The organism is Enteractinococcus fodinae, from assembly GCF_031458395.1.
GTDB classification, from domain to species: Bacteria; Actinomycetota; Actinomycetes; order Actinomycetales; family Micrococcaceae; genus Yaniella; species Yaniella fodinae.
In genome coordinates this window covers 2,384,716-2,405,465 of record NZ_JAVDYJ010000001.1, presented here as the reverse complement: position 1 = coordinate 2,405,465, position 20,750 = coordinate 2,384,716, and the positions used below count along the sequence as shown (strand labels likewise).

16 protein-coding genes are annotated in these 20,750 nt (G+C 57.1%); 12 read left to right on the top strand and 4 right to left on the bottom strand.

Features of this window, described 5'->3' with window-relative positions:
• Positions 1-294 precede the first annotated feature (294 nt).
• Positions 295-1,248, top strand: a complete 954-nt coding sequence (locus J2S62_RS11195; protein ID WP_310174731.1) for an O-antigen ligase family protein — start codon at positions 295-297, stop codon at positions 1,246-1,248.
• 84 nt (positions 1,249-1,332) lie between these two features.
• Here the strand turns inward: J2S62_RS11195 and J2S62_RS11190 are convergent, their stop codons facing one another.
• Entirely contained in the window at positions 1,333-1,731 is a 399-nt protein-coding gene (locus J2S62_RS11190; RefSeq protein WP_310174729.1) for a PQQ-dependent sugar dehydrogenase, read from the bottom strand.
• Positions 1,732-1,851: 120 nt separating this feature from the next.
• Between J2S62_RS11190 and J2S62_RS11185 the strand changes: the two genes are divergently transcribed.
• The 8 genes from J2S62_RS11185 to J2S62_RS11150 all read left to right on the top strand — a co-directional run bounded on the left by J2S62_RS11185 (position 1,852) and on the right by J2S62_RS11150 (position 10,758).
• Positions 1,852-2,469, top strand: a complete 618-nt coding sequence (locus J2S62_RS11185; protein ID WP_310174727.1) for a LamG-like jellyroll fold domain-containing protein — start codon at positions 1,852-1,854, stop codon at positions 2,467-2,469.
• A 12-nt stretch (positions 2,470-2,481) separates the two neighbouring features.
• The gene (locus J2S62_RS11180) at positions 2,482-2,619 is read left to right on the top strand and encodes a hypothetical protein (RefSeq protein WP_310174725.1); all 138 of its coding nucleotides are present in this window, start codon (positions 2,482-2,484) and stop codon (positions 2,617-2,619) included.
• A gap of 16 nt (positions 2,620-2,635) precedes the next feature.
• Positions 2,636-4,729 (top strand): LamG-like jellyroll fold domain-containing protein, encoded by a 2,094-nt coding sequence (locus J2S62_RS11175; RefSeq protein ID WP_310174723.1) that lies wholly within the window; start codon positions 2,636-2,638, stop codon positions 4,727-4,729.
• Positions 4,665-5,846, top strand: a complete 1,182-nt coding sequence (locus J2S62_RS11170) for an immunoglobulin-like domain-containing protein (RefSeq protein WP_310174721.1) — start codon at positions 4,665-4,667, stop codon at positions 5,844-5,846. The genes J2S62_RS11175 and J2S62_RS11170 overlap by 65 nt, the downstream gene beginning before the upstream one ends.
• A gap of 303 nt (positions 5,847-6,149) precedes the next feature.
• Positions 6,150-7,613: a DUF7507 domain-containing protein gene (locus tag J2S62_RS11165; protein ID WP_310174719.1), complete on the top strand. Its 1,464-nt coding sequence runs from the start codon at positions 6,150-6,152 to the stop codon at positions 7,611-7,613.
• Positions 7,574-8,242, top strand: coding sequence for a DUF11 domain-containing protein (locus J2S62_RS11160; protein WP_310174717.1), 669 nt, complete (start codon positions 7,574-7,576; stop codon positions 8,240-8,242). The genes J2S62_RS11165 and J2S62_RS11160 overlap by 40 nt, the downstream gene beginning before the upstream one ends.
• A 204-nt stretch (positions 8,243-8,446) precedes the next feature.
• Positions 8,447-9,058: an ElyC/SanA/YdcF family protein gene (locus tag J2S62_RS11155; RefSeq protein WP_310174715.1), complete on the top strand. Its 612-nt coding sequence runs from the start codon at positions 8,447-8,449 to the stop codon at positions 9,056-9,058.
• A 524-nt stretch (positions 9,059-9,582) separates the two neighbouring features.
• Positions 9,583-10,758 (top strand): MFS transporter, encoded by a 1,176-nt coding sequence (locus J2S62_RS11150; RefSeq protein ID WP_310174712.1) that lies wholly within the window; start codon positions 9,583-9,585, stop codon positions 10,756-10,758.
• 438 nt (positions 10,759-11,196) lie between these two features.
• On the opposite strand, the gene J2S62_RS11145 is transcribed toward J2S62_RS11150, so the two are convergent.
• Both J2S62_RS11145 and J2S62_RS11140 read right to left on the bottom strand, forming a co-directional pair.
• Positions 11,197-12,375 carry a hypothetical protein gene (locus J2S62_RS11145; RefSeq protein ID WP_310174709.1) on the bottom strand — a complete coding sequence of 393 codons (1,179 nt, stop codon included), beginning with the start codon at positions 12,373-12,375 and terminating at the stop codon, positions 11,197-11,199.
• Between the two features lie 582 nt (positions 12,376-12,957).
• Positions 12,958-13,833 carry a LysR family transcriptional regulator gene (locus J2S62_RS11140; protein ID WP_310174707.1) on the bottom strand — a complete coding sequence of 292 codons (876 nt, stop codon included), beginning with the start codon at positions 13,831-13,833 and terminating at the stop codon, positions 12,958-12,960.
• Between the two features lie 97 nt (positions 13,834-13,930).
• Between J2S62_RS11140 and J2S62_RS11135 the strand changes: the two genes are divergently transcribed.
• Both J2S62_RS11135 and J2S62_RS11130 read left to right on the top strand, forming a co-directional pair.
• The gene (locus tag J2S62_RS11135) at positions 13,931-15,748 is read left to right on the top strand and encodes an acyl-CoA dehydrogenase family protein (protein WP_310174705.1); all 1,818 of its coding nucleotides are present in this window, start codon (positions 13,931-13,933) and stop codon (positions 15,746-15,748) included.
• Positions 15,745-16,914 carry a CaiB/BaiF CoA transferase family protein gene (locus J2S62_RS11130; protein WP_310174703.1) on the top strand — a complete coding sequence of 390 codons (1,170 nt, stop codon included), beginning with the start codon at positions 15,745-15,747 and terminating at the stop codon, positions 16,912-16,914. Before J2S62_RS11135 ends, J2S62_RS11130 begins: the two co-directional genes overlap by 4 nt.
• 23 nt (positions 16,915-16,937) lie before the next feature.
• Here J2S62_RS11130 and J2S62_RS11125 read toward each other — a convergent pair whose 3' ends face one another.
• A complete protein-coding gene (locus J2S62_RS11125) occupies positions 16,938-17,801 on the bottom strand; it encodes a DUF4062 domain-containing protein (RefSeq protein WP_310174701.1) in 864 nt (287 codons plus the stop codon).
• Positions 17,802-19,016: 1,215 nt separating this feature from the next.
• On the opposite strand from J2S62_RS11125, the gene J2S62_RS11120 reads away from it, so the two are divergent.
• Positions 19,017-20,738, top strand: coding sequence for a hypothetical protein (locus tag J2S62_RS11120; protein ID WP_310174699.1), 1,722 nt, complete (start codon positions 19,017-19,019; stop codon positions 20,736-20,738).
• The last annotated feature ends 12 nt before the right edge of the window (positions 20,739-20,750 follow it).

Genomic DNA, 20,750 nt, shown 5'->3' with positions numbered 1-20,750 from the left:
CGTACCTGCTTGTAAATATCGTCCTGAACGTGCCCCTTCGCCTGGCTTATCCAACTGTGGGTGGTACTGGTGTGGTGTGTGTTATACCAGTAGACAGCCTGCCGGACATTGCAACCGGGTTCTGTGGCAAAATATGAGGGCAACTCACGGAGAAACTTGATGAAGGGTAGCTGATGTTTAGTGTCGCAGGTGCAGCGTTTTCGTGAGACGATTCATCACACGATCGGCCTATGGGGAGTACTACTAAGTGCTACATTCCTAGCGTGGTATTTGTGGGTAGTCGTCGCGGGCTCTATGGTGCAGTACGATCTCGGGCTGACTTCTCCATACGTCGTTTCCCCTGCAACACTAATTCTGGGAACCTTTGCTGGTGGCTTCATCCGTCGTGAGTGGCTGCGCGGAAAAATTTTAGTCCTCTTTATATTGCTCTTGCTCGCGACCGCTATTTCTCTGCCTATTTATGCTAACGCCAGTGCAGCAGTCGGTGGGCTACTCATCGCACTGGTTGGCCTCGGGGCACTTGATCTCCGAGCAGCGATGCAACCCGATCACTCGTTATCCGAGTCTCCGCGACCTGCTTTGACTGAAGACCACGTATTACTTCAGGCCAGTGTACTGGCACTCATACTCTGTGTGGGTGTGCTGTTGGCCCTCGATGCTCAAGCCGCTATTGCTCTGACCGTACCGCTGGCGATCGTCGTCGTGCTCGCAGTATGGACCCAAACTGGACCACCACAGTGGCTAACAGTGGTCTTAGGGACTCTTGTGGCTATCGGGGCCGTCCTCATCGTGGTGTTCCTTGGTAGTCGCCCGGCGTGGCCTTCGTGGTTGGCATCCAGTGATAGCTTGAGTAGTGCTCGGCACACGCTGTGGTCTGATGCCCTCAGTCTTTGGGGTACAAGTCCACTGTTCGGCTCCGGACCCGGGTCGTTCACTCCCTCTTCAGAACTTGCCTCAAGTAGTACAACTCTTGCGGCGGTACACTCGTTGCCACTGCAAGTAGGTTCCGAACTGGGCGCAGTTGGGGCCGTCCTCCTCGGGTTACTCTTTGTTGGTGGGCTTGCATTCGCCGCCCGGGGGAACCGGGCGGTCGCGTTCATCGCCATGACGGCGTGGACTGCGCTCGCGATCCATTCCAGCATCGATCACTTAGAGGATTTTCCCATCGTTGGGTTTATGGGTGGGGTAATCCTTGGCTGGGCCGGGATCAGTCAGCGATTTATAGGTGCATCGCGGCGTAAACCGTAGCCAAAGTGCCTGCTTAACGGGTTTCGCTTCGAAGTAACAGGTCCTCCTGATCACTCGGCGTCCCGACTCCGTCGGTGTTATTTGTCAGTATCCACGGCGATCCGTCCGGGACGGTGGTGACATCGCGTAGTCGTCCGAATTCCCTAACAAGATGATCCGTTGACGTGTCGAGGCTGTCGAGTGGGATTTCCCAGAGGCATTGGTCACGTAACGCCACCATGTAGATGGTGTGGTTGTGGATTTCGATAGCGCTTGGGCTGATATCCATTGCTGGACGGGGTCAATGTAGTTCGGGTCGCCGCCGGCACCTTCATAGTGTGGCCAACCGTAGTTACCACCGGGCTCAATGATGTTGAATTCATCCCAGGTGGCTTCACCAAATTCACTGGGGCACATGGTGCCATCCTTGGCCCAGACCAAACCTTGCGGGTGGTGAGGGCTCGGAGACGCTAACGACGCACTGCTGACGAGCGGGTATTTCACTCAATGTTCATTCAGGTCAAGTTTAGAGTTCGAATGCCTGTCGGTGGACGGTTTTCTTGTGGTGGTTAGGTGACCGGTTGTTGGTGCTCAATGACCTCTACCTTTACAGAAAGATTGCACATGAAGTCACACCGTTTCACCGATGCCCAGCGGCATACAGCGCGCCCTCGCAAACTTCCCTTAGCCGTCGTTCTGCCCCTCTCTGCCAGTCTGGTGTTAGGCATGCCTGCACCGGCCGCCTTCGCAGGCCCCGATACGGTGCAAGCTACTCAGGTTCAGCCATCCGCACCCGAGGCGGATTGTTTGGATGTCACGTTTGAAAATGGCACGGCAGCCGATGCCGCCCAGGGGCGCGCGATGGAAACCTTTGGTAGCCCACAGATCGCTGTTGATGGGCAGCTGGCCCGAGGTGTTGCCGACTTCGATGGCGAATCGGCTTATTCTTATGCCCTCGAGTCTGAGGACTATGCGGCGATGCAAGACGGTTTCACCGTCGAATGCGGTTTCATGGCCACCGGGGCGACAACGGGTGAAGATACCTTCTGTGGAAACAAAGAAGCCGGTGGCTGGGCCATGGTGGTTCGGGATGACCGTGTCGGGTTCATGATCCACACGGATGGTAACTACACCTTTGCCTGGGCGGATATTGACGTCAACCGCTGGTACCACGCCGCCGGAGTCTACGACGGTGAGACCATTCAGCTGTATTTCGACGGTGAATTGGCCGCCGAAGCCTAAGCTGGTGGTCTCATGACCATCCCACAGAATGAGACCGCCCAGAACGTGGTGATCGGTGCCGATAGTGACCCCAATGACGAACCCGGTCAGCACGCTTCCGTGCACACCGAAGACCAGCAATTCGAAGGGCCTGCCGGTCACAGAACATAGCGATCCGGAAATTTCTATGGATCCAGCACTGGGTCGAAACACCGCAACATTCGATGGTGATGATGCACTGCAGTACCCAATGGGGGAGCAGTACGCAGCCATGTCGGACTCTTTTTCTGTGGAATGCGTGTTCCGCTATAACGGGGAGTTCCCGGACTCGGGCCAAACCAATATGTGTGCCAATAAAGAGGCCGGTGGGTTTGCTGTGGCCATGTTCGAAGACACTCTGACCTTCGAATTACACACCGGTAGCTACCAGAACATTGGCCTCGAGATAGAACCCAATGAGTGGTACCACGCCGTGGCGGTCTTTGATGGTCCCAACCAGATGGCCCGCCTCTATGTGAATGGGGAACTCGCCGCTGAAGTCGAAACTGTCGGGGATCAAATGGTGTGGCCGCCAAACGCTGGAGCCCACAATATGACCCTGGGTGCAGACTCCTCACCCAGTGGGAGCCAATTCCACTCGACCTCCACATTGGACTCCGCACGCATCTACAGCCAACCCTTGAACGCCCAGCAGGTCGCTGCACTCAATGTGGAAGCATTTGGCGAGCTTCGCGAGCAGCAGGCCCAGCTCGTGGAAACCACACCGGCCGAAAATGCTGAGTTAACCCGCGCCACAGAATTCCAGGTGGAGTGGGATAACCCTTCCCTGGTTGCCCAGGGTGTGACGTATCTGCTCAATGATGAGGTCATTGAACCCGGCGACATGATTGGGGCCGGACTGACCGCGGGCGAACACACCCTGACCGTTGAAGGCAAGACCGTGTTCGGCCAGCCAATTCAGCAGACCATTGCCTTCACCTCGGGGTCGATTCCCGAAACGGGCGGCACCGAAACCGGCCAAGGTGAAGGCACCGTGACGCTCTCAGTTCGCGCGACCAACCCTGACGGCGGGGATGTCACCTCCACGTTCTATGCGGGCCAGGCCGATGTGGCCGAAGGTGGGTTCCAGGGCGTCGTCGAGGAAACCCCGACCACCCTGGAGTTTGACTACCGTGAAGCTGGCGAGCTGGATGGGGCCGGTGAAAGTTTGTCTGCCGGACAAGGTCATATCGCTTTCCAGCGCTTTGACGTTGCAGTCGATGCCGCCGTCGCCGGTCAGGCTGTGCGGTGGGCCGGCAGTGTGGATCCGTCCCGCCAGGTCAACGTCATGGTGTGGAATACCGCCACCGAAGCCTGGGATACCGTTGCGTCGGGCCGCGGGCTGACCGAGGGCGAACTGGTGCTGACCGGTGAACTGGAAGCCGACCACATCAACGACGGGACGGCGTCGGTGTTAGTCACCGGTGAGGATCCGTTCGCTGATGATCTCCCCAATGAGGCAGCTGATGCATTTGAAGATCCCGACGACTATGATTTTGCGATCGCGCATCTGACCGACACCCAGTACCTCTCCGAAGGTGCCGCAGAGAATGCCTACTCGCCAGAGCAACAGGCCATCTGGGCCGATGTCTACACCGACGCCCTGGATTGGATTGTCGACAACGCCGACGAGCGCAAGATCGAATACGTCGCCCACACCGGTGACATCATGGAAAACTGGCACACCGCATCCGAACGCGATGACGAAGAGGAATACCGCCAGATCGCCATCGAGGAATTCGAATTCGCCTCCGAGGCCCAGCGGATCCTGGATGATGCTGAGATCGTCAACGGGGTGCTGCCGGGCAACCACGATAACCGCACCGGCAACGACGTCGGCCCCGATAGCCTATACAACGACTACTTCGGCCCCGAGCGCTACGAGGCCCTCGAAAACAACGCCGGGTGGCGAGAAGCCCAAGCATCCTATACGCCGTGGCGGGCAGACGATAACGAAAATCACTACGACCTGTTCACCGCAGGCGGTCTGGACTTTATCGCCGTCCACTTAGGGTATGACGTCACCCAGGAAGAACTCGATTGGGCATCCGAGGTGCTGGATGAGTACTCAGACCGCAACGCGATGGCCATGACACACGCGCACCGTCGTCCAAGTACCGAACCTGATGGTCGCGGTGCAGCCTTCTCGCACGACCGGTTCACGAGTCGACCAAGGCGTGCTGCAGCAACACGACAACGTGTTTTTGGTGTTATCCGGTCACGAGCACGGGGTGGATATTGAGGTGCGCCAAGATGTCGGCACCGAAGGCAACCACATTGTCGAGCTATTGGTCGACTACCAGTTCTATGAAGTCTCGGCCGAAGAACCCGGGTTGACCGGTATTGATAACCGCAACCCGGATGACATGCTGCGCTTTGGGTCAAGCTTCTTCCGGATGCTGCAAATCGATGTCGACAACTCCGAGCTGGCCGTGGACACCTACTCTCCACTGCTAGACAACTTCGGGGCCACCGAATACGACGATCGGCAGCGCTATAACGGCACCGAAGACGATACCCGGCTGCCAATCCAGCTCGAGACCCGCAAAACGTCCTTTAGTACCGAGTCGGTCATGGTCACAACCCCGACCGATGACGTCATTGGAGAAGCCACCGCACGGTCTGGTTGGCCCGCCTCGGTTGAATGGTCCGGGCTGACTGAAGGCGAGACCTACGCCTGGTATGCGGTCAGCCGCGATGCCGAATCCGGCGAGGACCTGCCGACCGGTGAAGCCCAGCAAATGGGTGTGTTCACCGCAACCACCGCTGGCACCGATGACGTGGCTCCCGAGCTGACCGTGCCAGAGGCCGCGACCATTGCTGCAGGTGATGCGTTTGACCCGATGGCCGGTGTTTCCGCCACGGATAACGCTGACGGAGACCTTACTGCGGCAGTGCAGGTGATGACCGACCTCGACACCACCACCCCGGGTGTCTATGTGGTGACCTACCTGGTCGAAGACTCCACCGGCAACCAGGCCACCGCCACTCGTGCTGTGACCGTTACCGAAGCCGCCGCCGACTCGACCGAAGGGGACCAGAACGGCGATGACCAGAACGGTGACAGTGACGATACCGAGCAAAACGTCGAGGGCGAGGACACCACCAAGGGGGATGACGCCTCTGATGGTGCTGATCCTGTTAGCGGCACCGACACCCCCGGTGGGGCACACGATGGTGATGGTCCCTTAGACGATGAGGCAACAGCCGGCTCAGCAACGGACGTCGAAAACGCCGAGGGTTTCCTTGCCAATACCGGGGCCAACGGCACCGTATTGCTGGTCCTTGGTGGGCTGCTCAGTATTGCTTTCGGCCTTTCTGCTTGGCAGATCTCACGGCGTCGTAGTGCAATGAACTAACCTGCTTTGAAGAGCGAATACAAGAATAGCCGCTGGGGCACCACCGAGCCGTAACGGTCGGGGCCACCAGCGGTTACGCATTGACGTCTTTCGGGATTTTCGGTTGGATCTACAGCCAGGAGAAACAGGCTCCGGTATTGGGCTGGCCCCTGGTGCCGTCTGGCCGCGCTGCTCGTGGATACCTGCGTATTTGCTCACGTGCTCGTATGCTGAGCCTTACTTTCTACGTCGACTTCTTTGCTAGCCCAGGCTTGGTCGTCTCCTCGGTAGGCTTTTGGCTGCTGGTGTCTGTTCTGCAGGCATATGCTGGGACAACCGCGGACCCTGACCGAGGTTGGCGTCGACGATCCACTACCTGGCCTATCCGACATCGAGTTCGGTGACTGGCCAGGCGAGGACCACGTGCTTGCGCCAGGGCAAGAGGTTGTAGCCACCGCCACCTACGAACTGACCCAAGCTGATGTGAACGCCGGCTCGGTCGTCAACCTGGTTGAGGCCGATGGCACCCCACCAAACATCAAGGATCCAGAAAATCCGGATGATCCGGGCGAGCCCGCTGATCCGGTTGAAGATGAGGATCCGGAAACCGTTGTCGTACCGGGCGGTCCAGCACTGCAGCTGACCAAGACCAGTGATGGTATCGACGACGCCGTGGCCGGTCAGACCGTGACCCATGAGTTCGTTGCCACCAATACCGGCAACGTGACCATCACCGACGTCAGCATTACTGACGAACTGGAAGGTTTGGGCGAGCTGTCCTACGACTGGCCAGCCGATCGGGGAGTGCTGCAACCGGGACAGTCCGTGACTGCCACCGCGCAGTACACCGTGACCCAGGCCGATGTGGACCGTGGATTCGTGCACAACATCGCCACCGTTGATGGCACACCACCACCGGGTAGCCCCGATGTTGAGCTGCCACCACCGGCAGAGGAAATCATCCACCTGCCACCGGCACCGGGACTGATCGTTGACAAGACCAGTAGTTTCACCGCTGACGCTGTTGTCGGTGAGACCATTGAGTACGCATTTGCTGCCACCAACACCGGCAACGTGACGCTCACGGATGTTTCGATTGCCGATCCACTGCCGGGGCTGTCCAGCCTGTCCTATGACTGGCCTGGTGACACCGGGGTGCTGGCACCAGGTGAAACCGTGACCGCTACCGCAACCTATGCGTTGACCCAGGCGGATATTGACGCTGGCGTCGTGCATAACACGGCGACTGCGGGTGGTACGCCACCGCCATCGATTGATCCTGACGATCCGGACAACCCGGTCCCGTCAGATCCGATTGGTACCCCACCGGTGCACGAGGACACGCCGCTGCCACCGAACCCGGGCATTGACCTGGTCAAGACCAGTGACCTGACCGCGGAGGCGGTTGCCGGTGACGAAGTCGAGTACGGGTTTGTTGCCACCAACACCGGCAACGTAACCCTGACCGATGTGTCGCTGACCGACCCGCTGACTGGACTGTCGGACCTGACCTTTGACTGGCCGGGCGAGAGGTCAGTGTTGGCGCCGGGTGAATCGGTTCAGGCCACCGCGACCCTGGTGTTGGCTCAGGGCCACATCGATGACGGTCTAGTAGAAAATACTGCGACCGTCACCGGGACACCGCCACCGTCATACAACCCGGAGGACCCGGCCACCCCGACACCGCACGATCCGGTGAGGGATCAGTCGACCGTGGTCACCGAGTTGCCGCCCAACGCGATCTCGACTTGGCCAAGACCGCCGAACATCCTGGTGAAGGCGAAGTAGGCGACACCATCACCTATCACCTCACCGGGACCAATAACGGCAACGTCACGCTGACCGATGTTGAGCTGGTCGACGAGCTGGAAGGCCAAGGTGAGCTTCACCGGTCTGGCTGTCACAGGTGCATCCATCCTGACAGCAGTCGGTATCGCGCTGGCCTTGCTCGTGTTGGGTATCGTATTGCTCCGTGCTCGGAGTCGAAAGGAAACCGTATGAAAGCCCAACGTGGCATGATTACCCTGGCTGTGGCAGCCCTAGCGCTGACGGCCTGCGGGTCGGCTGATGATGACGCACAGTCACCGGATGCCGCAAACCAGAAGGTCATCGAGATCGCTGACCAGCCGGGTTCCGTTGAGGACTACGTCGGTGCCGCCGAAGACGCCGAAATCGACACCTGTGCTGCAGGCGGCGATAGCCTCGACGTTGCCGGCACCGTGACGAACCCAGAATCGGAGACCCACGACTACCTGTTGTACGTATCGGCCATGACCGAGGGTGACACCGTCGGTCTGGTCCAGGTTGACGTTGCAGACGTCGCCGGTGGCGACTCAGCCGAATGGGAATCGCAGATGGACCTGGCTCAAGAGGACATTGACTGTGTCCTCCGAGTGGAACGGTTCGCAGCCGAATAAGCTCACGCAACAGTACGGCCCGAGGCTGACATGTTTTCATGTCTGCCTCGGGCCTTGCTGTTTGGCTGCTCGTCGGGATATGACCTCGAGCTTGGCACGGACAGTGCTGCCACTCCAATGGGAAGGTGGCCTATGATGCTGGAGCCTGTGTCGCGAGTATTATGACAGATGCTGGCCAATCGACGCGTGAAAAGATGTGACACTATGAGCTCGACCGCTGCAGGAGCGAACCGATCTGTGAAGCCAAGACGGCGCGGGCTGAAGGTGGCCATCGGTGCGGCCGCTGTGCTGGCGGCCGGATGGTTCGTTTACACAACCGTGAACATCGTGGCGCCATCCCAGGGGGAGCTCGATAAACGTGTCGATGCCGTGGTGAGCTTGGCTCCGCAGTCTCATCGCCTCCCGATGGCTCAGCAGCTGGTGGCCGATGGGGTAGCGGATACCCTGGCGATTTCCTATTTCGATCATGACACCCCACAGATTCCTCTGAACGGGACCGGTGAGCCTGTGCCGCTGGAACAGCATTGCGAGCAGGAACACGTTGTGTGTTTTCGGCCGGCAGATGCCACCGCCGGTGAAGCTGAGGCAGTGGCTGAGATCGTTCGCAGCGAGTCTTGGAATTCCTTGACCGTGGTGACCAATCAACACCATACGTTTCGGACGCGGTTTATCTTTGATCGCTGCCTGGGGAAGCAGGTCGATGTGAACGTCGTGTACTCGCATCGAGACTACGACTTAGCCGGGACTGTCTGGCGAGTGGTGTACGAAAACGCTGCGATGTTCAAAGCTTTCTACGACGTGGCCTTTCGCTGCTGATCCGCCGATGAACAAACTTGGGAGAGCGCATGAGAGTTCCCCATCTGCCTTTCCAAGAGTGGCGTCCGGTATGCCCTTTATGATTGCACTGAGGCGGTTGAAGCCCATATCTCCGCCAGCAATTGGAGGTCTTCCTCCTCATTGTTATGGAAGACCTCTGCTCCCGGATTTTCGCTGGCACTTCCCTGGCTGTTCACTTAGCTGAGCCAGCAAATTCACCGTAGCTGTCTATACATGCAGAGGTGCCCTACACAATGACCTGGGAGTACTTCCGTGACAAACCGCAATCACCGCAGCACGCCCCGTCTCGCTGGACAGGGTCCTCAACCGCACCTACGTCGGTAAACCAGTGTGGCGAAACGGCCAGCGAACCTACAGGGACCCGGCCTCCGGCGGAGTGATCCGAGACGTGCACGACCGTCCGATCGAATTCGACATTGACCTGACCCGCCGCTGGTCAGGGGTGGTCGCAAGTTCTGAACAACTGGCGGCCGAACTGATCGACCTGGTGCTGGGGGACTAGTATGACCGACCGTCCTCGCGGCGGCCTCGCAGCACTGTGCATCGCCCAGGTCGCCAGTTGGGGACTGCTGTACTACTCGCTGCCGGTTGCCGTGCCACGCATCGCCGACGACACCGGCTGGAGCCACACCACCATCACCGCGGCACTGACCATCGGATTGCTCGTGTCTGCCGTGGCAGGGCTACGGGTTGGGAAACTGCTTGATGCCACCGGTCCTCGTCGATTGATGACCGGTGGCAGCCTAGCCGGGGTGCTCGCCTTATTGTTGGTGGCCTGGTCGCCCAACGTCTTCTGGTTCTATGTCGCCTGGTTGGTAGCAGGCTTGGCCCAATCAGCGGTGCTATATCCACCGGCTTTTGCAGTGATCACCCGATGGTACGGACCCCAACGCGTCAGTCCGTTAACCATCCTGGCCCTGGTCGGCGGCCTCGCCTCGACCATCTTCGCACCCATCGTCGCGTACTTGATCGAACAATTCGGATGGCGCACCAGCTACGTCATCATGGCGATCATCCTCGGCGTCATCACGGTGCCGTTGCACATGGTGTTCTTGAACGGCCAGTGGTCTGATGCACCTGATGCAAAGGCCAGTCCCCAGGACCGGGTTGAGAACACCAGCGCTGTCCGGGCGATTACTCGATCGCCGAGATTTATCCTCCTGACCACAGTCATGTCGTTGGCAGCCTTCGCCTTATTCGCCGTGACTATCAACATCGTGCCCTTGGTTATGGAACGCGGCATGGCCTATTCGACCGCCGCCATTGCACTCGGACTGCTGGGAGCCGGCCAAGTGGTCGGCCGACTCGGATATGGCACGTTATCCCGCAAGACCACACCACGGCAACGGACCATACTCATCTATGGTGCGGGTGCGATCAGTCTGGCTGCGCTCGCCGTCGTACCCGAACCCGCGTGGCTGATTATCTCGTTGGCCGTGTGTGCGGGTGCTGCACGAGGCTGCCATACCCTGTTGCAAGCCACCGCCGCCTCCGACCGCTGGGGTACCAAGAACTTCGCACAGATCAACGCAACACTCAACGCCCCCATCACCGCGCTGAGTGCACTGGCGCCCGTCACCGGGCCAGCACTTGCCGCTGCTTTCGGGAGCTACACGTTGATGGGCATGACCATGGCGGGACTCCTCGTCCTAGTGACAGTCGCCTCGGCGAAGACCTAATCATCGAGCAATCAAGAGGGGTAAAGGTAGTCCTTCGTTTGTGCTTGGGCTATTCGTTGTGGGCTGTTACTGATGGGACTAGCCGCTTTCCAGATTGTAAGAAAGCATCGTCGCGAAAGTCATGACATAGCCAGAAGTCTAACTCGTTGTTGAGTCTGGCCACCACAAATGATAATAAGCGGCTAGACAACCTGGATTCTCACTTTGATAGGGGTTGTTCCCCGATTTCAGATTGATCGCGCAGTGATATCCAGCTAGCAATGCTTGATCAGGGTGTTTCGAGTTGTAGCCGAAGTATCTCTTGCTCACTCGGAGGGGCCAAAGATTGTCGGCGGTAGGGGTACCCTTGCCCAACGTACTATCCGGGGCGCAGGCGCCGACTCTAAAGCCGTCATCAGTCCGCTCTTGCAGTATTTCAAGCCCAAACGAGCACCGAAACTATTGGGGTGCATTACTCAGGAGCCGATGGCGGTCGCGCCATGCGAGTTTGAATAAAGCATGTGCCGCTGGGTTAGTTTTGGGTGACTCAATAAGGTGTAAAAGCTCTTCATAATCGAAATCGCGAATCCTTTTAGTTCCTTCATGATCGAGTAACTGGTCTCCTAAGATCCTCTTTCCAGCAAGCGGGGAAAGGACAGCGATGACCAAGATTTCGGGCTTCAAGGAGACTGGGTTTAAACCCAAACCATATTCCCATAAGGTCAAATCTCCGGATCCTTGAAGCTCCGCAAGTAACCTTAAGGATGGATGATCTTGATCAGGCCTGTCTAGCAGTGGCTCATTCAGGCCATCTGGAAGGTTAAGAAATTCTTCGGCGTATTCCCGCTGTATGTTAATCCAAAAGTCAAAGTCTGTATTGACTCTAGGATCCACAACCGCGGGTTCAAACTCACCTGCGGGTACGATGTGGAATTGACCCACACCCTGGTGAACAGCAGTAGAGCTCCTACAGTGATAGATGAATTGCGGTGGGTCACTGTCGATGAGGGTAAGAGTGCAGATTGCTGTCGAGGCGCAACGTGCTCGGAAATCGAAAGGATCTCTGGGTAGATACCTATCTAAACTTGCGCCTGCTCCCGAAACAAATCCAAAAGCTTCTTGAGTGTCAGTAGCATCATGGTATTTGCCCAATTCATACGAAAGCTTAAGTTGCTCGTCGCGTAACTCTACCTCCACAAGGCGGTAGGTGTCAGTCCCCTCGGACCACAAGGTCGGTTGGTCGTACTCGCTGATAGCCTCACTGTATCTTTGTAATGTTATTCCTCCTTTGCCTGGAGGCCAGAAAGAACACATTCTTCGTATCGCTTTCTGGTATTCCTGGGGGTTGTGGGCTTCCTTGAACTCAATCTCTATCGACCCGATCTCGCGAGGTTTATTGAATATCCACCCTGCTCTACCGAGAAGTTTGAAATCCTTCAAGCGGTAATCGGAGTAATATCTTAGCCCTTTCTGGACAAGGCGATCGTAGTCTGTTTTGAGTATTTTACGAGTTCGACGAAATCTTTCTCGCTTCTTTTTTCTGATGAGTTTGTGTCTGTTTACTTTGTACGGCTTCCATGCCAGTAGAACAGTAATTAAGGGGATAGCAAAAGGCCACCAAAAAGCCAAGACTCCCATAGCAGAACCCTCCGTGTGAGCAGAGATATTACACCTAGTGTACCCTTAGAGCTGAAAAGTTTGCAGAGGTAGCATCACCTTCAGGCGCATGCATCAGGTGCAGGTGGATGTGAATTTAGGGCTGCATTTGCTAGACGTTGCCATACGACGGTCTCAAGGAAACTCTGGGCGGAGCAATATGAGCCTTTATATCAACAGGCCGGACTGAGTCTATCCTTCCGGTGATGATACTTCCGCCACGCACGCGTCGAACGGCGCATGAATCTAGGCTGCACAATTATGGGCCGCATGCCGAGGCTCATCGCGCCCGCTACTAAAGGGGAGTGACGAACTATCACCTGTGTGGAAGCCGTTGGGCATCCGTCGCCGGGCCTCGATGCGGTCCACATGGCGCTTACTGTTCTGAAGGGGAGCGGGTCATCCGCTTCAGGATGGAGTCTGCTGCCGCCTAATGGTGTGAACACGACAACTGAGAAGATAGCCAGCCTTCGTTAATGATGCGAACAGAGACTGCAACTTGGGTAAAAACACCCAGGCGATCGTCGTCTGTGCAGCCGAGTGCGGTAATCCGCCAAGGTGCCATCAATGCGCTGTCAGCAGTTTTTTCAGCTCATCGAACACCTGCCCGGGCGTGGATACCGCGTCTGTGTCGCGCATCGTCATCCACGATGCCGACGTTGCGTTGGGGTCATCAAGCTCCAGCGAGATGATGCCCGTGCTGCTCTCGGCGACGATTTCTGGAACAATCGAGACGCCTAAGCCTTGCCGGACCAGTGAGATGACAGCACTCCAGGTGGTGGTCTGATGTTTGATGCGCGGGGTGAAATCCGCGGCCCGGCAGATCGACATGACCCGCTCCCAGTAATGCGGGGAGGCTTCGCGGCGAAAAATAACAAACGGTTCGTTGGCCGCGTCTGTCAGGGATTCGACCTCACTGCCTGGGTGAGTGCACAGCCGGAAGCTGTCGCTGGCGATTTTGTGCGAGGTGAGATCCTCCGAGGTGGGGCGACTGTGACCGCAGGCGATATCGATGCCGCCGGTCTCGAGCTGTTCGAGTTGCTCGGCCGTGGTCATTTCCAGAATCTGGATTTTGATCTGTGGCCACTGGTGTTCGATGGAAGTGACCGCTTGTGGCAGGCCACGCATAAAGAATGTCTGCACGCACCCGATGGTGACGGTGCCGCTGATGCCTTCGGCCAGCGCCTGTGCCCCTAAGCTGAATCGATCTGCTGCCGCCAACAAATGCTGAGCGCGACGATGCAGCAGCCGTCCCTCGCGCGTCAGCGCAGTGCGGGGACTGCGGGTGAACAGCGTCAGGCCAAGTTGCGCTTCCAGTTTTTTGATCTCGCTGCTCAACGCCGGTTGGGAGATGTGGAGCTCCTCGGCGGCACGACCGAAATGCTCCGTTTGTGCCAGGGTGGCGAAGTAGCCCAGCCGTCGAAGGCTCACATCGTTCATAACCAAAACCTATCTCTGCATCGATAAAATGTATTGGAGATTATCACCGGCGTGAACGTAGTCTAATCGGAAATCCCGTACCCAAGGAGATCCGACCATGACGACCGATACCTCTGTATCCCGCGCCGGCACGAACGGTAGTGTTGACACCAGTCCTGTCCCGGACAGCTGGGGCATCAACCGCTTCACCGATGACGGTGCACTGCAGCAGCTGCTCCCGCTGTATTTGTCGCAAGATCTCTACGACCATCTGCTGCCACAGTTCGAAAGGCTCGGTGCCCGACTTGGTGGGGAGCTCGACGATCTGGCCCACCAGGCCGATCAGAACCCACCGGTGCTACACCACCGCACGCGCAGCGGGCAGGACATCCAGCGTATCGAAAAACACCCGGCCTACCAGCAGCTGGAGCAGGTGGCCTTCGGGGAACTGGGCATGGCGGCCATGAGCCACCGCGGAGGCGTCCTGGGGTGGCCCGAGCCGCTGCCGCCGGTGGTGAAATACCTGACCTTCTACCTGTTTGCCCAGGCTGAATTCGGGCTGGAATGCCCCGTGAGCATGACGGACGCGCTCACCCGGACCCTGCGAAAATACGGCGACCCGGCACTGGTTGCCAAATTCATTGATGGCCTGACCAGTCAGAACCTCGAGGAGCTCACGCAGGGTGCGATGTTCATGACCGAGCAGGACGCCGGATCTGATGTGGGGCGGACGACCACGACCGCGCGTGACAACCAGGATGGGACCTGGTCGCTGACAGGCGAGAAATGGTTCTGCTCCAACGCCGATGCCGATCTGGCGCTGGTGCTGGCACGCCCGGAAGGCGCTGAGCCCGGGATCAAGGGGATCGGGCTGTTCATCATGCCGCGCCGCCTCGACGATGGGCAACTGAATAGTTATCGGATCGTGCGGCTCAAGGACAAGTTGGGTACCCGGTCGATGGCCAGTGGTGAGATCAGTCTGCAGGGGGCGACCGCCTATCTGGTGGGAGACCTCGGGCAGGGCTTCAAGCAGATGGCCGACATGATCAACTCGTCTCGGCTGTCCAACGGGGTCCGGGCGGCGGGCATGATGCGTCGCGCCTTTGGTGAAGCCCGCTACGTGGCTCTCAATCGTGAGGCCTTTGGGCGTCAGCTAGTCGATCTGCCGCTGCAACGTCGCCAGTTGATCAAGATGCTCGTACCCACCGAACAGGCAACCTCGATATTCCTGCATACCGCACGGGTTTTCGCCGAGGCCGATGCCGGCGATTCCCATGCCGCCTCGGTGCTGCGTATTTTGACACCGTTGGTCAAGCTGCGTGCCTGCCGGGACGCGCGCAAAGTTGCCGGCGATGCGATGGAGGCCCGCGGAGGTGTCGGCTACATCGAGGAATATGGCGATGCGCGCATCCTGCGCGACGTGCACCTGGGCTCGATCTGGGAGGGCACGACTAATATCATCGGCCTTGATGTGGTGCGTGCCGCGCACCGGGCTGAAGCGCTCACCCCGCTCATCGAACACTTGCGGCAGCTGCTCGACGACGCTGCGAGTGCGGGAGCCGAAGATGTCGTGTCCGGGCCGCTGCGCAACTGCCTTGAGGCACAGTTGGACCGTGTCACGCACGCCGTGGAAGGACTGGCCGACTCAGCCGCTGAAGAGCAGGTGCGCCAAGTGGCAACCGCACTGTACAACATCACCTCTGCGGTGATCATGGTGTCCGAAGGCGCCCGGATCGCAGCCGCCAGCGGTGACCACTCACGACTGGTGTTGGCCGCGATGGTGCTGCGTCATCGAGTGTTGCCACAGGACCCGCTGGCGCCGGTCACCGAGTCCGCCCAGTTGCTTGACGCCCTGATCCGCCAGCAGCCTGTGACCGAGACCCAGGCAGCGGACTATGCTGCATCACTTGCCGAGTTCCAGCGGGTTCAAGCATGAGCGCCACATGGGGATCCCTGGCCGGGCTGCGCGTCGTTGACCTCTCGCGCGTGCTGGGCGGGCCGTATGCCACCCAGATTCTGGCTGATCACGGTGCAGAAGTCATCAAGGTCGAATCCCCGCAGGGCGATGAGACCCGGCACTGGGGCCCACCCTTCGTATCCGAAGGGGTTGCCTGGTATTTCGCGGGGGTCAACCGCAACAAGAAAAGCGTCGTCTTGGACCTGACACAAGACTCCGAGCGGCAGCGACTGCTGCGGCTGCTCGAGGATGCCGACGTACTGGTTGAGAACTTCAAATCCGGCACCCTGGAAAAATGGGGTATGGGTTATCACGAGGTGCTGTCTGTCCAGTACCCGCGGTTGGTGCATGCCTCGATCACCGGCTTCGGTGATGATGGGCCGCTGGGTGGGCTGCCCGGTTACGATGCGGTCGTGCAGGCCGAAGCCGGACTCATGAGTGTCAACGGCACCGCCTACAGCGGACCCACCCGGATCGGAATGCCAGCAGTCGACATGATTACCGGGCTCAACACAGTGAACGGCATTTTGATGGCGCTGCGCGAGCGTGAGCAGAGCGGCCGCGGCCAGCGCGTCGAGACCACACTGTTTGATTGCGGTATCTCGGTCATGCACCCGCACATGCCCAACTACTTCGGCACCGGCCGCGTCCCAGAGCTCACGGGCAACGACCATCCCAACATCGCACCGTACTCGACCTATGCCACCGGCAGCGGCGAGGTCGCGATCACCGTCGGCAACGATCGGCAATTTGCCAAGCTGTGCGAATATCTCGGCATCCCCGAAACGGCCACTGATGACAGGTTCGCGAACAATGCCGCCCGGTGTGGGCATCGTGCGGAACTACGCGAAGTGCTCGAAACAGCCATGGCCGACACTGACGCTGCGACTGTGGCCCAGGACCTGATGGCGATGGGGGTGCCCTGCGGTGCGATCAACACCGTCGATCAGGTGGTCCAGCATCCACACGCGGCACATCGCAAGATGTTCGTCGAACTGGAAGGCGGCTACCGCGGGGTGGCCTCTCCGGTGAAGATGTCGCGAACGCCAGCTGAGTACCGTTTACCGCCCCCGGCACATGGTGAGCACACCGCCGAAGTGTTCGAGTCGCAGGAGCCATCAAGCCAGTCACCAGCCTCACGGTAAGGTCCGAGTATTTCTCAAGGTGCTCAAATTAGGGATATAGAATGTGTCCTTGTTTTAATTTCTCCATTTTCAGACCACTGCATATGTATATTGGCTTGCTGCGTGGAGGTAATATCGCGGGCAACAGGCCACTGGTATTCGCCACCGTTACCCGGAATCGTAGCACCCACACTATTATTTAGTATTTCAACCGGTGCTCCACCGTCGAGTGGTTCAAGCTTAAACGAGAGGTCTTCGGCAGTTTTATCGCCTTCATTTCTGATACGCACGCTGTTCTGAGAGAATCTATTTTGCGGTTGAGTTACAAACGAGGCGATTGGGTCAGCTCCTGTTTGAATTAGATCTTGCTGAGTTGGAGTGACAAGGTTTAAGTTAGCTAGATCAGTCTCCACCGCGTTTCGAACTTTATAGGCAAGGTCATCGGAGTCAGAATAATTGCCTAGTAGACCGACTGCTTGCAGCTTTTTCTGAAACTCACGTACCTTCATTGCGTCCTCGAGTGCGTCTGGGGGTACAGGGGCATCCGAGAAGTACACATGAACGGGCTTATTAGCAGCAACTGCACGCTCAATCTCTTCAGCGGTACCTGAAATTGCGTTTTCGGTAGGTTGACCAAGCCGTGTGCCAAAAAGGGCTACTACAATATCGCTTTTGTCGACGAGCTGCTGATTAATAATGTCCTGCCCGGTGCCACCCATGGCTGGTACGGCGTCAGTTTCCCAGCGTCTGGGGAGCAGGATGACTTTTTCTGTTTCAGCGCGGTTTGAGTTCCAACTATGGAGCATTCGCTCTACGGCATCTCGCTCCTGACTGGTGTCACTTGGAGAGGCAATCAAAACTTTTATAACATTTGCATAGAAGCTCATAGCACCACCATAATCAACCATAGATCTTCTAGCGCATCCGGAAACACCTCAAAGTCACCGCACGTACCAAAGGGTTGTAAGCTTTCTGACCTCGATTTATGTTCGTGGTCTGTTTGAGGACAAGATAGCAGCGGAAACATGATCTATTGGAGCGGGCACATTCTGCGGTAACAGCGTGCCGCATCAAAGCGTTCAACGTTTTTCGTCGACGGCCCACCCGGCGCAGGTTGCCTCATCCAGAGGTTGTTCGAGGGGCGTGGGTCGGTTGCGGATCTAGTGAGCGCAGGGTTGTGACTCTACCGGTGCTGCACATCAACAAAAATGACAGGCAGAGGCTGGTTGATCGAGAGGCGCAAGGTGCCTGGCGAATCTCGCCGGCCCGCGTCGTGCAGCTGTGTATGCTGACCGCAGTTCGGCAGGGTCACTCACAATGTCACTAGTTTAACGCCTCGTCTTGATTGCTGGTCTGCTCCAGGCTTGGCCGTCTGCAGCGAGATTCTCTCCGGAGCCCGAGTTCGCCCGACAGTAGGTGCCATCTTTATGTAGGGTTCTGCTCTACTCCGAAATAGGTGGCCGCTACTCGGCTTGGTTCAGATTCTGGATGTTTTTAGACTTCGCCCTAGCGGTCATCAAATTATTCAGGATAGTCAAAGCTCGCAGTCCCGAGGTCTGGATGATCGCCTAACAGAATCCGAACTACTCGACGTCCGGAGCAATCGTGTGGAGTGGTGCTTTGTTAGATTTTGTTGGTGGAGGCTCTAGGCATTGACGAGTCGGAGCTATGGGTCCGCGCACATTGCATCTTTTGACAATGTATCGGTGACCACGTGGTCGTGAACCTGATACATGCCGACCCCGACCTCAGTATCTTTCAGCGGGCTTGGCATGTGGTCGAATAGAACGTTGCTTTCTTCAAAGCGCTCTGACAAGCTACCACTCGCCGTGCGCCAACGCTAGAGATCTAATATTCGGGCGTCTTTGGTCCCCTTAAGTCTCACAATGAACTGACACAAAACTCATTTTGAGGGCGTTACTAAGGGTAAGTTCCTCCACGGGTATCACCACGACCAAATCGGGGTCATTGGAGGCCACCAGAAAGAGGAGTATCCTAGTCGTGTTTGTTTTGGGGCGGCAGAGATTCTCTCGCAATGCAACTGGTGAGGCCGAAATAAATCCTGCCACCCCGTGGGCTTTACATATATTTTTGCGTAGAGGCGCAGCTAGGAACCAATGCTAATGGCAAGCTGGAAACCAATTAACCCTGATATTGCGACGAGAGCGGCCTACTTAGAGGACACTCTCAACACCCAGATCGCCTTCGCTCCAAAGCAGGTACGTGAAGTTTGGACGCAGTGGAATAACTACGATTCAACTGAAGAGCGCCGTAAAAACAAGTCTGCCGTTCGAGTTATTGAAGAGCAACTTGAATCGTGTTTGGACGAGCTAACGATCTCTTTAGAAGGGGTCTCCCCTGAAGCCGCAACTTGGCTCCTACCAGGTGAACGTGGGGGAGAATACATGTCTTTACGCGGTGGTGAGCATTTTAATGGGTCCATGTGTGCGTGGCTAATAGGAGTCTTTGGTTCTGGTAGAGCCGACAACCTGGTCTCGGCCCATAAAGTTTTTAGTAAATATGCGAGGTGGGTAGCCACCTATTTGACCCGGTGGCTTATGCTCTACGATCTCAGGGAAGAGGAGCATTTAGGTGAACGGATTGTTATTACACGTCTTCTTAAAGTCGACACGAAGCTTCGGTGGATTGCGGACGAGGTTTGCGCAAAATTAGGAGAATGGGTCGATTTAAATTTACCTGCCAGTTCGAACGCCCTTGGGCTTTCGATAATGAGAACAGTCGAGGATAACGTTCTCGGGACGACTTTATCCTATGCAGCGGATGCAGCTAATGATACTCCTCCAAACGCTAACCACACGCTTGACTCCGGAGGGAGTCGGGGTACTGAGCCATCTGCATCATTCAAGCCTCTGAGCGACGGCTTCTTAGCAAGGCTGCCTGCTGAAACTTTAGAAGCGCTTAGTGCTCCCTCTAGGGCTCTCACAAGAGCTGAGTTATTGCGTGCTCTTGAAGGTGAGGAGTATGTGATCAAACCTCTAGTTCGCGTTGAAGGCAGTTATAAGGTCCTTAATCGTTATTCTTGGATGTACTCCCGTGACGTGGCAATTATGCATGCGATAATGTTGGTTTGTAAGCCTGAAGAAGTAGGGCGCCCTTTAGAAGAGACAACAGTCGCTTTGCTTCGCGACTGGGGTCCAGAGGGTTTTACGTGGGAATCTGACGTGGTGTTGGCAGCCGCGGGGAGGACTAAAGGGGACGAGGTAGACCTTTTTGGTTTATCCTCAGAAGTCGCCCTCATTGGAGAATGTAAGGCCAATCGCATGCCCCGCAATAATGCGAGCCTGGATGCTACTTTCGAAGAACGTCTTATCGGTAAAGCTGTAGACCAGGTCGAGAGGCGGATTATGAATTGGAATTCGGGAGGGCGTCCTGTGAATTCGCACACTAGGTGGGTTCCGGCAGTGGGAGCGGTGATAACAATTTCTAGCTACGCCGGCGCTGTATGGTCGTCAACCTCTTTGGTGAAAGAGAATAAGCAACTTGATGTAGCGATATTTCCGCTACATTCTTTCCTACTTATGGCTAGTGTTTTGGAAAATTCGAGCGAGTTCCGTGCATATATAGAATGGAGAACACAGCTCCTGGCGAGCGGAGTCATGAATAATGACGAACTTGAATTTTTGGTCACCTTTCTCAAACACCCTAATCCGCTCCCTGCGCCAGAGCAACACGGCTACCCAAAAATACTTGAACAAATCGAGGTTGATTCCGATGCCGCGTTTCTACTGACCCCTAAGAAAAACAGGCTCACGGATGCTTGGAGAAATTCGTATAAGAAGGAATTGCTGGAGTCTGTTGTCTCTGTCGGTCCGCGCCTGTCTTAGGGTTTTGTGAGA